Genomic DNA, 14,584 nt, shown 5'->3' with positions numbered 1-14,584 from the left:
GTGTGGCCCCGAGTCTAGCGAGATTACATGTCGCTCCAGGAGCGGACCGCGCGGCGCGCCGACGTGATCGACTCGATCCAGCGCGCCGAGATCCCCTTCTTGACGATGCGCGCGCCGGTTCCACCGAACGTGTTGATGGGGATGCCGATGACGTCGTGAGCGACGGCCGCGTCGCCGATGGATACGACCGTGCCCTTGTTCATGTACGCCCAGTGTTCGCGCTCGTCGCCGGCGATGGCGCGCGCGACGTTCTCGCCGATGTGCTCGCCCTCCTCCCACGCGGCCTCGGCGGTCGGGGGCGGCACGTCCGCGAGGTCGTCGTCGACGATGGTCTCCCAGACGGCCTCCTCGGTGAGCGGCCCTTCCTCTTTGTCCTGCTGGACCAGCGCCGAATCGCCCAGCGCGAACACGCGCTCGTCGCTCGTTTCGAAGGTCGCGTCGGTGTATACCCGATTGTGGTCCGTGTCGACATCGGCGCTTTCGAGCGCGTCCTAGCCGGTGACGCCGCCGGCCCAGACCAGCACGTCGTAGTCCATCGGATCGCGCTCGTCGAATTGGATTTCACTCTCCTCGACGCCGGTCATCGCCGCGCCGGTGTCGATCTCGACGTCGTGGGCTTCGAGTTGGTTACGAATCGCCCCCTGAAACTCGTGGTCGTGGCCCGGGAATATCTGATCCGAGCGCTCGACGAGGTGGACGTCCATTTCCGCGTCCTGCTCGTCGGCCCACGCCGCGATTTCGCCGGCGACCTGGATGCCCGTGAGACCGCCACCGCCGATGACGACCTGTGCCGGGTCGCTTCGGGAACTCTCGCGGGCGGCCTCGGTGAGGTGTTCGTTGATGGCGAGCGCGTCGCCGAGGCTCTTGAGCGTCAAGGCGTGTTCTTCGAGACCGTCGATGCCGTAGAAGGCGGTCTGACTACCGAGCCCGACCACCACGTAGTCGTAGTCGACGTCCTCGTGATCGGCGAGTTCCACAGTACGAGCGTCGGTATCGAGACCGGTCACGGTCGCCTGCACGAACTCGGTGTCTGCGGATTTGATGTCCGCGACCGGAATCGTGACCGATGCGCGCGCGTCGGGTGTCCGGATACAGCGGTGGCTCTCGTGGAGCAGGAGATGATAGTCCTCCTCGGAAATCCAGACGAGTTCGGTGTCGGTGTCTTCGAGTTCGTCTTCGAGACTGCGGACCGCCGCACAGCCGCCGTAGCCCGCCCCGAGGACGACGATACGGTCGGTCATCGTTCCTCGAAAACGGGTGGACGGTTCGCCGTACTGTCCGTCGACCACGATGTGTCGCTATCCATGTCCGAATCGTCACTCTCGGAGGAGTAAACGGCACGGCTTGAATCGGCAGGTCAGGCGTCGACGGCGGGCGTTCCCGATAGGGTGGTGTCGCCGCTCGCCCAGACGCCGCTATCGAGGTCGATGGCGTCGTTCCACTTCGCGGCGAGCGTCGAGACTGCGAGGTCGCCGGTGACGTTGTTGAGCGTCGCCACGCGCCCGAGCACCGGATCGACAGCCGCGACGAAGCCGACGATCGTCAAGGGGAGCCCGGCCTGCTGGAGCACGACGGTGAGCATGATCAGCCCCGCACCGGGGACGCCAGCCGTGCCGATGCTGATGAGCACAGTAATGAGGAGGATGGCGACCTGTTCGCCGAGACCGAGCGATTGGCCGACGACGTTCGCCGCGAAGACGACGGTGACTGCCTGTCGGATCGCCGCGCCGTCCATGTTGGCCGTCGATCCCAGGGGGAGCGAGAAGCCGTAGATGCTCTCGTCGATCTTGAGGTTCTCCTCGGCGTCGCTCATCGTCACCGGCAGCGTCGCGCTCGACGAGCGGATGGTGAACGCCGTCACCATCGCGTTGCGAGCACCCTGGAGGAACGAGCCCGGGGATCTGCCGACGAGTCCGGAGACGATGACGAGCAGATAGGTGAACGCGATGTGGATACCGATGGCGAGGGTGACGACGGCGACCAGCGAGCCGAGCGCGACGATCGCGCCGACGTCCTTGCCGGCGAGTTCGGCCGCGACGAGCGCGAACACGCCGAGTACGCCGAACTCCATGACGCCCCAGACGATCGTGAACATCGCCTCCATGCCGGCCTCGGCGAGCGCGAAGAACGTCTCGACGCCCTCACGCACCGTCTCGTCGTCGGTTCGCTCGCGGACGAGCGCGAGCGCGATGGCGAAGACGATGACGAAGAAGATGATGGCGAGCAAGTCGCCGCGAGCCAGCGCGCCCACCGGGTTCTCGGGGACGATACCGAGGACGACCTCGCGCAGTCCGGGCGGCTGTGCGGAGTCGCTCCCGCCGCCGGTGAGCGTCGTGCCCGTGCCGGGGTCGAGCAGGTTCGCCACCGCCAGCCCGATGACGCCCGCTATCGTGGTCGTGATGGCATAGAGTCCGACGACGATGCCGCCGACGCGCCCCATCCGGGCCGGCGAGAGTCGGCGCACGCCCGACAGCAGGCTGAAGGCGACGATCGGGACGACGATCATCCCGAGCAGACGCAAGAAGAGGTCGCCGATCGGCGCGAGCGCCGCCGCGGGCGGACCGACCGTGAAGGCGACGACCACCCCGAGGACGAACGCAGCGGCGAGGCGATAGACGATCGGGACGGACCGATACCGATTCCACACGCTGACGACCGAACTGCCAGTAGCCGACATCGACGAGCCTTGTGCGGCGATGGGGCTATGCCTGTCGGGTGCTGGCGCGACGGACACACGACCGGCTGGCGACATCGACGGGATATTGTCCGACGCGAACGAGTCGCGGGCATGGACGACGCCCGCGAACGGATAGCGAACGACTCGTACTGCGCCACCCTCGGCATCGACCTCGAAACGCTCGAAGCGGGGCGCGCAGTCACGAAACTCGAACTCGACGAGTCGCTGTGTAACTTCCACGGAACGCCCCACGGCGGCGCGGTCTATTCGCTAGCGGATGCGGCCTTCGCCGCCGCCTCGAATTCACACGGTAGAGCCGCGCTCGCGCTCGAAACCAACATCTCGTACCTCGCGCCGGCCGACGTCGACGGGACGATAACTGCCGTCGCCGAGGAGACTCACACTGCGGGGCGCACCGCCGAGTACGACGTCCGCGTCAGCGACGAGCGCGACGAGCCGATCGCGACGTTCCGCGGGCGCGTCTATCGGCCCGACTGACCGTTAACCACCGACTGCCAACCACCGACCGCCTGCACGACCGTCGATGCGCTTTAGTGGTCGGTGGGAGTGCGTCGCGTATGGACATCGAGAACTTCTTCGAGGAGATGCCCTTTGCCGATCTGCTCGGCGTCGAGGTGACCGAGGCCAGCGACGGCCACGCCGAAGGCCACCTCGCAATGCGCGAGGAACTGTCGTGGAACGCCGACCGGCTGATGGCTCACGGCGGTGTGACCTTCACGCTCGCCGATACGGTCGGCGGCGCGGCGCTCGTCTCCGTCGTGGACCAGCCCGTACCGACCATCGACATGCGCATCGACTACCTCGAAGCGGGCACCGGCGACCTCCACGCCACCGCCGACGTCGTCCGCGAGGGCGGGGCTATCGGCGTCGTCGATGTCGACGTAGCGACCGCCGACGGGACGCCGATAGCCGACGTGCGCGGCGTCTACAAAACGGACTGAGCGCGGAACCACACGAATCATTGCTCTGGCCCGAAAAGAGCGGGTATGACGTCCCAGAGCGACCACGAGGCGTACATGGAGCGGGCGTTCGAACTCGCGCGCGAGGCCGGCGAGCGCGGCGACGGACCCTATGGTTCGCTGCTCGTCCTCGACGGCGATATCGTCATGGAGGCGAGCAATCACGAGAACACCGACGACGACATCGCCGCCCACCCGGAACTCGCCCTCGCCCGGCGCGGGGCACGCGAACTCACCCCGGAAGAACGTGAGCGGACGACCATGTACACGAGCACCGAACCCTGCCCGATGTGTGCCGGCGGCATGGCCATCGCCGGTCTCGGCGGGGTCGTCTACAGCGTCGGCGCCGCCCGCGCCGCCGAGGCGTTCGGCGGCGCGGCCATGATCCCCTGCGGCGAGGTCTTCGAGCGCTGCGACCACGACGCCACGGTCGTCCGCGACGTCCGCGAGGACGACGGTCTCGATATCCACCGCGAGTACCGCTCGGTCTGAATTCGGTCGAACGGTGTGGGGCGCGCCGATCGGTGCTCAGGAGTCGATGCTCGAATCGCGGAGGTTGTCGGCGTTCTCGGGGAGGCGGACGCGCGCGTTCGGATGCTGGTCGGCACCCTCGACGAGTTCGTGCTGTTCGCGCAGGTCTTCGAGCCTGGATTTCACGGTGTCGGGGTCGGTCCGGCCGACGATGCCGGCGATCTCGATCAGGAGCGGTTCGGGAACGCCGCCGCCGTTCGCCCCGAGTTCGGCCCCGTTCTCGGCGTCGATGTCGCGGTTCGTGAGGAAGCGGACGTATTCGCGGAGATCGATCTCGCCGCCGAGTTGGTCGTGCCAGCTGGCCGGATAGACGCTGACGCGGTCGTCGCCGACGCGGTAGAAGGCATCAGTGCGGTACTCGCCGTCGGTGAGGCGCTCGTCGACCGCGTCGAGGACACCCTCCATGTCGTGGCCGTGGCCGTAGTCGGTGCCCGCCATCGCGTCGGTGTACGCTTCGAGAGTGTCCCACGCGATGCCGGGGCGGTCGTGGGAATGGTACTGTTCGATGAGCGTGAGGAACTCGTCGACGAGTAGCGACTCGCCGCGGTCGTCGGCCTCGGCGACGATTCGCTCGTTGATCTCGACCATGCCACGAATCCGGGTCACGCGCTGTTAGGACTGTCGTTCGAGGGTGATTTCGGGCGACAGACCGATATACCGCCTCGCACAACAGCCGTCGGAATGAATACGACCGAGACGACCCACACGAAGCGATGAGTGACTACAAACCGCTTTCTGACTACGGTCTCGTCGGCAACCTCGAAACCTGTGCGCTCGTCGGACGGGATGGCGCGATCGACTGGTGTTGTCTCCCCCGACTCAACTCCTCGAGCGTCTTCGCGGCCATCCTCGACGCCGACGACGGCGGCCGCTTCGCCATCCACCCCACGGGCGAGTACGAGGCCGAACAGGAGTACATGGAGCGGACGAACGTCCTCCAGACGACCTTCCACACCGAGTCGGGCACCGCGCACGTGACCGATTTCATGCCGCTGTCGCCCGACAACGAGGGCAACCAGCCGAAGGTGCGCGGTCTCTACCGCAACGTGGTCTGCACCGAGGGCAGCGTCGATTTCACCGTCGAGTTCGACCCGCTATTCGACTACGCCCGCGCGGATTCGCGCGTCGAACCCATCGAGGACGGCGTCGTGGCGACCGGCGACGCCAGACGGATTTCACTGTCGAGTCCTCACTCCCTCGACTGTGGCGACGGCGCGGCCCGCACGACGTTCTCGCTTTCCGAGTACGACAGCGAGTGGTTCGTCCTCGAATACGGGACGCGCGCACCGACCGACGCCGACTCGTGTGAACGCCTACTCGATAACACCATCGAGTTCTGGCGCGACTGGGCGCACACCTGTCCCGACGACGAGGACTGTCCGTTCGCGGGCCGCGGCCACGACGAGGTCGTGCGTTCCGACCTCGTGCTCAAACTGCTCACCTATCAGGGCACAGGAGGAATTACCGCCGCACCGACCACCTCGCTGCCGGAAGTCGTCGGCGGCGTGCGCAACTGGGACTACCGCTACAACTGGCTCCGCGACGGGGCCTTCACGGTGCGGGCGTTCGGCAACCTCGGCGACACCGAGGAGGCGGTGAACTACCTCGACGACTTCCTCGAACTCGGACGGGCGGTCGATCCATCGGATCTCCAGCCGATCTACGGACTCCAGCACGACTCGACCTACGAGGAACAGGAACTCGACCACCTCGACGGCTATCGGAACTCCTCGCCGGTGCGCATCGGCAACGGTGCGGCCGACCAACTGCAACTGGGGATCTACGGCGAACTCATACTCGCCATCCACCAGCTCTCGTGGTCCGACCGCTCGATCGCCGGCGAGGACTGGGCGGCCGTCCGTGAGATCGTCGAGTACGTCTGTGAGATCTGGGAGCGCCCCGATTCGGGCATCTGGGAGATGCGCAGCGGTCCCAAACAGTTCGTCCACTCGAAGGCGATGTGCTGGGTGGCCGTCGACCGCGGCATCGAGATGGCCGAGGCGAACGACTTCGACGCCCCGCTCGACGAGTGGCGCGACGAGCGCGAAGCGATCAAGGAGACGGTCCTCGAGCGCGGTTTCGACGAGGAGCAAAACAGTTTCACGCAGGCGTTCGACGACGACCAACTCGACGCGAGCCTGCTCTTGCTCCCGCTCACGGGCCTGCTGCCGTTCGACGACCCGCGCATCGAGGGCACGATAGAGAGCGTCGTCGACCGGCTAGCCACCGACGAAGGATTCGTCTATCGCTACGAACACGACGAACTGCCGGGCGACGAGGGGACGTTCGTCCTCTGCTCGTTCTGGCTCGTGGACTGTCTCGCGCGCATGGATCGGGTCGAGCGCGCCCGTGAAATCTTCGAGAACCTCAAAGAGCAGTTCAGCCCGCTCGGTCTCGTCTCGGAGGAGATCGACGCCGAGACGGGCGAACTGTTGGGGAACTATCCGCAGGCGTTCAGCCACATCGGCTTCGTCAACAGCGCACTGTTCCTCCACGAGGCGGAGGAAGGTATCGAAATCCAGCCGTTCGGGCCGGAATCGGCGTAGTTCCAATCGTCAGGCGTCGTCCGAATCCGGTTCGTCGATGGGGGGTTCGCTCCACCGGTCGTCGGAATCGACGGGTGCGAGCGCGTGGTCGCGTTCCGCGTCGCTGTACGATCGTTCGGCGAGGTCGAGGCTCCGGCGTCGCCACCGCTCACCCAGTTCCGATTCGCCGGTCGGCCCGACGCGCGCGCCGTGAACCGTAAAGTAGCGCCCGCCACGGTCCATCTTCTTGCCCTCGTAGGTGTGCTGGTCGAAAATCACGTCGTACTGTCCGCCGGGTTCGAGGTCGCCGACCGGGAAATCGTACGAGGGGTCGCGGCCCGCCTCGCGGGCGGCGGCGCGCTCGGCGGCGACGCGCCCGAAATACTCGTCGGCGTAGGTGGCCTCCCGGGTCGAGGTTGCCCGTGCGGCCGCGAGCGCGGCGTGAATCCCGCAGAGGCGGCCCTCCCAGCCGTCGTCGTCCCAGCGTTCGGTCGCCAACCGCTCGTAGCGCTCGATGAGGAGGACGATCTCCTCGCCCGCGCGCAGGTCCTCGACAACGTAGAGCGCGAGGCGGTCCCAGAGGTTCCACGCGTAGCCCGAACGCGTGAGTTCCCACGCCGCCCACGCGGCACACTCCTCGTCCGAGCGCCGCACCGCCTTCTGGAGCAGGCTCGACACGTCGTATCGGCTGTAGCCACCCTTGGTCGCGTTCTCGTCGAGTTCCTCGCCGAAATCGTCGGTCATCGGTTCGCCCTCTTCGACCTCACCGCCGCCGAGGGTCACCTGTCTGTCCTCGCTCATGCGGAGGGGAACCCCCGCACGTACATGTGAATGGCCATCTTCACACGAGAGACGACGGTCGAGAGAACGGTACGAGATCGAACGGGCTGCTCGTCGAACTATTCGATCCAAACGGTCTTGCGGTTGACGAACTCCTTGATGCCCGCTTCGGAGAGTTCACGACCGTAGCCCGAGTTCTTGACGCCGCCGAAGGGAACCCTCGGGTCGGATTTCGTGAGCTGGTTGATGTAGGTGCAGCCGGCGTCGATGCGGCGGGCGACGCGCTGGCCGCGCTCGCGGTCCTCGGTCCAGATGCTCGCGCCGAGGCCGAACTCCGTGTCGTTCGCTTTCTCGATGGCTGCCGCTTCGTCTTCGACCGAATAGACCGACGCGACCGGCCCGAACAGCTCTTGACTGTCCGCCGGCGAGCCCTCGGGCACGTCGGTGAGGACGGTCGGCGGGTAGAACGGTCCCTCCCTGTCGAGCGGCTCGCCGCCGATGACGACGTTCGCGCCGGCATCGACACTTTCTTCGACCTGTTCATGGAGTTCCTCCATCAGGTGAGACTGGGCCTGCGGGCCGACGTCGGTCTCTTCGTCCGTGGGGTCGCCGACGGTGAGCGCCTCGCACTCCTCGACGAATCGGTCGAGAAACTCGTCGTAGATGTCTTCGTGAACGATGAAGCGTTTGGCGGCGATGCAGGATTGGCCGCCGTTCTGGTTGCGCGCCCACGCGCCCGTCTCGGCCGCCGCGTCGACGTCGGCGTCGTCGAGCACCACGAACGGGTCGCTCCCGCCGAGTTCGAGGACTGTCTTCTTCAAATTCTCGCCCGCCGAGGAGGCGACCGCCCGCCCGGCCGGACCGCTACCCGTCAGCGTCGCCGCGCGCACGCGGTCGTCGGCGAGCACGTCGTCGACCTTCTCCGACCCGACGAGCAGGGTCTGGAACGCGCCCTCGGGGAAGCCAGCCTCTTCGAAGATCTCCTCGATGGCGAGCGCACAGCCCGGAACGTTCGAGGCGTGTTTGAGCAACCCCACATTACCCGCCGCGAGGTAGGGCACGGCAAAGCGCATCGCCTGCCAGAACGGGAAGTTCCACGGCATCACCGCGAGCACGGGTCCCATCGGGTCGTACACAGTTTTCACAGTTGTACCCGGTGGACTCGGATGGGTCTCGGCTTCGAGGTACTCGCTCGTGTGTTGGGCGTAGTGGTCACAGAGCCACTGACACTTCTGGACCTCGCCGAGCGCCTGTGAGATGGGTTTGCCCATCTCCTCGGTCATGAGTTCGGCGTACTCGCGCTCGTTCTCGCGGAGCACGTCGCCGGCGGCTGCGATGAGCTGTTCGCGCTCGCGGATGGGCACCTCGCGCCACTCCGCGAAGGTGTCCTCGGCACGCGCGAGCGCGCTATCGACGTCGCTCGCGCTGTCCTCCTCGTAGGAATCGACGACTTCGCCGGTCGCCGGGTTGACCGTCTCCATGACGTAACCACTAATCGTGTACGTCATTAACGTTTTGGTCGTTTTCGTCGGCTCGACGCGGGAAGGGAGACACGAGTCGACGAGTCGAACGGAGTGCGACCCCGGCCGATCGTCAGTCGCCGAGTTCCTCGACGCGCCGGTCGTGCTCCTCGGACGCCTCGTTGACCTCCTCGATGAACTCCAGCATCTGCTCTTTCATACCCGTTCGTAGCGCGGTCGCGGAGAACTCCTCGGAATCGGCGAGCAGGCGCATGAACGCCCGCAGTTCCTCGTCGGTGATGTCGTCGAACGCGCCCGCGTCGAGTTTGTCGATGACCGCGTCGACGTCGATCTGGCCGACCGGTTCGACGTTGAACTCGACGTTGACCATCCGGTAGTCCGACCCCGACAGCTCCTGTTCGGCACGGCTGACGCCCTGACTGAGCATGTTCTTGAACGGGACGTGATAGCCCATCGTCCCGAGATGGAGGAAGCCCAGCAGATCCGTGATGCCCTGCGTGTAGGCCGCGCGCGCCTCGTCGTCGGGGTCGAAGACCGTCTCGCGGTCGCGCTCTTCGAGGTGCTCGAACAGGATGGTGAAATCGAGCAGCGCGTTGCGCAGCCGGCGGCGAATGCGGTTTCGCTTCTGCTTTTTCGAGTGCTCGGTGTAGTCGGTCTTCCGTCCGAGGAGAAATTCCCGGTCGCTCGGCGTGAGGATGCCGCGCCCCCGGTCGGCCGAGTAGGCACGGCCCTCGGGCGCGTCGGTCTCGTCGCCGTCCATACACAGATAGTGTGTATTCGGCCCATTAAGCGTTCCGCACGGGGCGAATGCCGACGATTCGGCTACTCATATCGATTACCGAAACGACCGCAACGATTTTGGGGGATGACGTACACGTATTTTGTATATGAATCGGGACAGCGCGGAACCGGACGCGACGGCGATTCCGGGCGCGGCGGCGCGCCGCTGGGTCGAACACAGCCACGCACACGCCGCACCCAGCGAGCACTCCCACGATTTCGTCTGGGACATCACCCGCGAGGCCGACGGCCCGTTCGTCACGGACGTCGATAGCAACGTCTTGCTGGATTTCACCTGTCACATCGGTGCCGCACCGCTCGGCTACAACAACGAGAAGATCCTCGGCAAACTGGAGGAGTTCGACCTCGTCGACCCGCTGAAGATCGCCGGCCAGGACATGTACTTCGGCGCGGGCACGGACCCCGAGGACGCCCGCTTCCCCTCGTCGAGTCACCTGATGGAAGCGCTCGCCGAGCGCTCGGCACACTATGGCATGGACACCGTCTTCCTCTCGAATTCGGGGGCCGAGGCCGTCGAGAACGCGATGAAGATCGCCCACGATCACCGCCCCGCGGCGAAATACGGCTTTTCCTTCGCCGGCAGTTTCCACGGGCGAACGCTCGGCACGCTGTCTGCGACCAACGCGAACCCCGTCTACACGCGCCACTATCCCGAGATAGCCGGCGTCGAGACGATTCCGTTCTGCGAGCGTCGCGACTGCACGGCCGAGACCTGCGACTGTGGTTTCTTCACGGGTTCCGGCTCCGTGTTCCGAAACGCGCTCGCACCCGAAGGTGGCCACGTCGACCCGGAAGAGGTCGCGTTCGTGATCCTCGAACCGATTCAGGGCGTCGGCGGCTATCGCTTCCCGAGCGACGCCTTCATGGCGGAGATCGGGGACGTCTGCCGAGAATACGAGATTCCGCTCATCGTCGACGAAATCCAGTCGGGCGTCGGGCGCACGGGCGAAATGTGGGCATCCGACCACTACCCAATCGAGCCGAACATCATCGCGGCGGCGAAAGCGCTCAGGGTTGGCGCAACGGTCGCGCGCCGCGAGATGTTCCCCGACGAGAAGAACCGCCTCGGCTCGACGTTCGGCGGCGGCGATATCATCGCCTCGATGCAGGGGCTGTTCACGCTCGAAGCCATCGACGAGCACGATCTGATGGATAACGCCGTCGCGCGCGGCCGGCAGGCCAAGGCGACGCTGCGCGAAACGAACTCGGAGAAAATCGTCGACGTGCGCGGCAAAGGCCTGATGCTCGCCGTCGAGTTCGACACCGGCGCGCGCCGGGATGCGGTCGTGGCGGAAGCGTTGGAACGGGGGATGTTGACGCTCGGCTGTGGCGAGAAGACGCTTCGACTGTTGCCGCCGCTCGACGTCACCGAGCGCGAAATCGATCTCGGAACCTCGATTCTCGGCGACGCAATCGACGCCGCCCGAGCGTGACCCGAACGGTCCCCTGGGACAACCGCTATCGGTACGTCTCCACACCGGTGTGATGAGCAGAGCCGCGATGGCGACCGAACCACAGGGTCGACCCGTCGTCTCGTACTGTCGGTCGGCGCTACCGACGATACCTTCGAGAGACGATCTCGCTGTCTCGTGGCTTTCCGTGAACCATCACGCAACGACTTCCGACCGACAGTATCGACTGGTGAGGGATATCACAGCTCCTCGGGGTTTTCCAGAACCGTTCCGTTGCGATAGACGGTGGCGTCGCCGTCGAGTTCGAGATTCGTGAGTTCGCCGGGGTAGGCGTAGCTGTCGCGTCCGCCCGCGCCCACCTGTCCGGTGGTGGTCGCTCCATCGATGGTATCCGTCGGGTCCGCTGCACCCATCGCCGCGCTCTTGACGATGCCGTCGCTGGTGGTGATCTCGTACTCGGCGTGCGACTCGCTTTCGACCGTCACCGTGTTCGGCAGGTACTCGGCAGGGTCGACCGGTTCGCCGTTGTAGTACAAGGTCGCTCCTCCCTCCAGCAGTAGCCGACTGACGCCCCCGGAAACGGCGTAGCTGTCGCGTCCACCACCGCCGACCTGACCGGTTACACTCGCCCCCTCGACGGCGTCGTTCGGGTCGGCCGTCGCATCGTACATCGTGCTCTGTTCGAGCGTGTCGGTCACCGCGAGTTCGTAGTCGGCCTCGGGTGCTCCCTCGATGGTGAGTACGTCGGCAGATCCGAACTCGTCCGGGTCGATCTCCGTCCCGTTACGGTAGACGGTGGCGTCGCCGTCGGTGCCGAGACTCACGATTTCCCCCGGATAGGCGTAGCTGTCGCGGCCACCCTCGCCTACCTGTCCGGTCGCCGTCAGTCCCGAAATACTGTCGTTCGGGTCGGCTGCACCTATCGCTTCGCTCTTGACGATGCCGTCGCTGGTGGTGATCTCGTACTCGGCGCGCGATTCGCTTTCGACCGTCACCGTGTTCGGCAGATACCCCGCTGGATCGACCGAGTCACCACCATAGTAGAGATTCGCGCCGCCGTCGAGAACGAGGCGGGTGATCTCGCTCGCGAACCCGTAGCTGTCACGCCCCCCACCGCCGACCTGTCCCGTCGCACGCCGCCCCGATACCGCATCGTTGGGGTCGACCGTTGCATCGTGTGCGGTGGTCTTCTCGAGCGATTCGTTCGCCACGAGTTCGTAATCTGCCTCGGGCGCTCCCTCGATGGTAAGTGTATCCCCGACGCCGAACTCATCGGGGTCGATCTCCTCACCATTGCGATAGACGGTGGCGTTGCCGTCGATTTCTAGACCAGTGAGTTCGCCGGGGTAGGCGTAGCTGTCGCGTCCACCCTCACCGACTTGTCCGACGACGGTTCGTCCCCCGATATCGTCGTTCGGGTCGGCCGCACCCATCGCTTCGCTCTTGACGATGCCGTCGCTGGTGGTGATCTCGTACTCGGCGTGCGACTCGCTTTCGACCGTCACCGTGTTCGGCAGATGCCCCGCTGGATCGACCGAGTCGCCGTCGAAGTAGAGGTTCGCACCGCCGCGCAACAGCAGTTTCGTCACTTTCCCCGAGTACGTGTAGCTGTCGCGGCCGCCCTCACCCACCTGCCCGGTCGCCGTCGAACCGGCGACCTCGTCGTTCGGGTCGTCGGTCGCCCCGAACGCCGCGCTCGACTCCAGTTTCCCGCTCACCGCGAACTCGTAGTCGGTCTCCGGGGCCGCCTCGATGGTGAGCGTGCTCTCGAACGATCCCTCCGAGTCTGTGGCTCCGTTCGGCACGGGACACCGTCCGCTGTCACCGATAGCGGTGGTCTCGACCGAGGAGTTCTCGCTCACGACTGCCTCGCCGGCCACATCGACCGTCGTGTTCCGAACGACGGCGTCGTCGGAGTCGACGAGTTTCACGCCGTCACCGCTGGTCTGGACACAACAGTTCTCGACGACCGACCCGGAGCGCTGGCGGAGTTCGATGGCCGCGGCGTCGCGTGCGGTGCCGGTGACGCTGACGCTTCGCAGCGTGCCGTCGTACGGCGGGTCGGTCGCGTAGCTCCCACCGGTCGGGTCCTTCGCCAACACGCCCCGAACGCCGTCGGGGTCGACGCGGATGCGGGTGTCGCGTGCGGCAAAGGAGCCGATGTCGCCCGACGCCACCACTCCACCGCCGGAATGCGGTGCGTTGGCGATGACGACATCACAGTTCCGTACTTCCGGCCCGGCCGTGTCGAGCGAACCGACTTCGAGGCGCACGCCGCGCCCGTTGAGCATATCGCCCGGGTTGGGGCTGTCACTCGCGCCGACATCGACCGAGAGCGTTCCGCCGTCGACGTAGCTTCCCTCGCTGCCGATGCGAACCTGCGAGATGTCGTTGTTTCTGAATGCACCACCCTCGATTCGGACGACACCGTTCGTCCGACTACAGTAGAGTCCGTTGTTGGGAAAGCCCTCGAACCGACAGTCTTCGAGCGTGATCGTTCCCTGTGTGGTGAGACCGATCCAGACGCCGACGCGACCGTCGCCACCGTTGTACGCACCCATCAATCCGGCATTTCTCGCAACGACGTTGGTGACGCGACCCGTTCCGTCGGGTGCTCTCACGATCGGGGTGAACGCGTTGGTGACCGCGGGATTGGCGCTGCCTTCGCCTCGCGGGTCGCTGTCGGGATGTATTCCCCGACCGACGAACTCGACATCGTGGACTTCGAGGTCGTCGTCGGTCCCGAGATGCAAGCCGGGCGTCGCGCCGTCGGCGGTCAGGTCGATGTCGATGTTCTCGAAGAGCACTCCGGTTCCGCTGTCGACGACGAGCACCTTCTCGTTGAACGCCTCCGGAACCACAAATCGAACGTCGCCCTCGCCGAGAAAGCCGAGGTTCGTTTTCCCTAGCACGACGCTTTGCTCGGTCAGTCTGTAGGTTCCGGCGGGGAACTTCAAGAGCGTGTAGTCGTCGGCGGCCGCCCGTAGCTCTTCGTCACACGGCTCGTTCCCAGAGGGATCACAGCCGGCGTCTTCGACCATGTCGACGACGCTATTGAACTGCATTCCCCGTCGCTCTATGGCAGCACTGGCTTCTCTAGAGGCAAACCCACCCAGACCGACCGCAGCACCCGCAGTCAGCAGGTACGACCGCCGGTTGATCGATACACTATCTTTCGTTTCGCTTTCGCTGTCGTTGCGTAGCATCTATGTGTAACGTTGTCGGTAGTGTGTCGCTTTGTTCTCTGAAAACGGACCACTGTCCTGAGGGCGCGGTGGCCCAACACGGTAGTCGTCTCGCCCCCGTTCGGAGTGAGCCCTCTTTGCGTTCGTCTCCACAGTGTGGTAGTCGTGAGGTCCTCCGCTGGACCGCTCAACCGATAGTTGAAGTGATTTCA

The 14,584-nt window shown here is 65.5% G+C and carries 11 protein-coding genes and 1 pseudogene; 5 read left to right on the top strand and 7 right to left on the bottom strand.

The genetic code is table 11. The features are described 5' to 3' along the window. Nucleotides 1-23: 23 nt before the first annotated feature. Nucleotides 24-1,241, bottom strand: a pseudogene (locus ACP97_RS03895) (NAD(P)/FAD-dependent oxidoreductase). A gap of 116 nt (nt 1,242-1,357) precedes the next feature. Beyond that, nucleotides 1,358-2,677: a dicarboxylate/amino acid:cation symporter gene (locus ACP97_RS03890; protein WP_049996524.1), complete on the bottom strand. Its 1,320-nt coding sequence runs from the start codon at nt 2,675-2,677 to the stop codon at nt 1,358-1,360. Nucleotides 2,678-2,788: 111 nt separating this feature from the next. Here ACP97_RS03890 and ACP97_RS03885 point away from each other — a divergent pair, with 111 nt between their 5' ends. The 3 genes from ACP97_RS03885 (at nt 2,789) to ACP97_RS03875 (ending at nt 4,149) form a co-directional block, all read left to right on the top strand. Beyond that, complete coding sequence (locus ACP97_RS03885) at nt 2,789-3,175, top strand: PaaI family thioesterase (RefSeq protein ID WP_049996523.1); 387 nt, start codon at nt 2,789-2,791, stop codon at nt 3,173-3,175. A gap of 80 nt (nt 3,176-3,255) precedes the next feature. Then, the gene (locus ACP97_RS03880; protein WP_049996522.1) at nt 3,256-3,639 is read left to right on the top strand and encodes a PaaI family thioesterase; all 384 of its coding nucleotides are present in this window, start codon (nt 3,256-3,258) and stop codon (nt 3,637-3,639) included. Nucleotides 3,640-3,684: 45 nt separating this feature from the next. Further along, complete coding sequence (locus ACP97_RS03875; protein WP_049996521.1) at nt 3,685-4,149, top strand: nucleoside deaminase; 465 nt, start codon at nt 3,685-3,687, stop codon at nt 4,147-4,149. A gap of 36 nt (nt 4,150-4,185) precedes the next feature. On the opposite strand, the gene ACP97_RS03870 is transcribed toward ACP97_RS03875, so the two are convergent. Next, nucleotides 4,186-4,776 carry a hypothetical protein gene (locus tag ACP97_RS03870; protein WP_049996520.1) on the bottom strand — a complete coding sequence of 197 codons (591 nt, stop codon included), beginning with the start codon at nt 4,774-4,776 and terminating at the stop codon, nt 4,186-4,188. A gap of 125 nt (nt 4,777-4,901) precedes the next feature. On the opposite strand from ACP97_RS03870, the gene ACP97_RS03865 reads away from it, so the two are divergent. Next, nucleotides 4,902-6,734: a glycoside hydrolase family 15 protein gene (locus ACP97_RS03865; protein ID WP_049996519.1), complete on the top strand. Its 1,833-nt coding sequence runs from the start codon at nt 4,902-4,904 to the stop codon at nt 6,732-6,734. Between the two features lie 9 nt (nt 6,735-6,743). On the opposite strand, the gene ACP97_RS03860 is transcribed toward ACP97_RS03865, so the two are convergent. From ACP97_RS03860 to ACP97_RS03850, 3 genes are all read right to left on the bottom strand, one after another. Continuing rightward, nucleotides 6,744-7,514 (bottom strand): hypothetical protein, encoded by a 771-nt coding sequence (locus tag ACP97_RS03860; RefSeq protein ID WP_049996518.1) that lies wholly within the window; start codon nt 7,512-7,514, stop codon nt 6,744-6,746. Between the two features lie 98 nt (nt 7,515-7,612). Next, complete coding sequence (locus ACP97_RS03855) at nt 7,613-8,974, bottom strand: NAD-dependent succinate-semialdehyde dehydrogenase (RefSeq protein ID WP_049996517.1); 1,362 nt, start codon at nt 8,972-8,974, stop codon at nt 7,613-7,615. A gap of 112 nt (nt 8,975-9,086) precedes the next feature. Next, nucleotides 9,087-9,734 carry a hypothetical protein gene (locus tag ACP97_RS03850; RefSeq protein ID WP_049996516.1) on the bottom strand — a complete coding sequence of 216 codons (648 nt, stop codon included), beginning with the start codon at nt 9,732-9,734 and terminating at the stop codon, nt 9,087-9,089. A 127-nt stretch (nt 9,735-9,861) separates the two neighbouring features. Between ACP97_RS03850 and ACP97_RS03845 the strand changes: the two genes are divergently transcribed. After that, complete coding sequence (locus ACP97_RS03845; RefSeq protein WP_049996515.1) at nt 9,862-11,208, top strand: aminotransferase class III-fold pyridoxal phosphate-dependent enzyme; 1,347 nt, start codon at nt 9,862-9,864, stop codon at nt 11,206-11,208. Between the two features lie 218 nt (nt 11,209-11,426). On the opposite strand, the gene ACP97_RS03840 is transcribed toward ACP97_RS03845, so the two are convergent. After that, nucleotides 11,427-14,252, bottom strand: coding sequence for a hypothetical protein (locus ACP97_RS03840; protein WP_237561084.1), 2,826 nt, complete (start codon nt 14,250-14,252; stop codon nt 11,427-11,429). Nucleotides 14,253-14,584 lie beyond the last annotated feature (332 nt).

Origin of the sequence: Halococcus sediminicola, from assembly GCF_000755245.1 — an archaeon.
Taxonomy (GTDB): Archaea; Halobacteriota; Halobacteria; order Halobacteriales; family Halococcaceae; genus Halococcus; species Halococcus sediminicola.
Note: the sequence above shows the minus strand (reverse complement) of the source record. Positions and strands in the feature narration are given on the sequence as shown.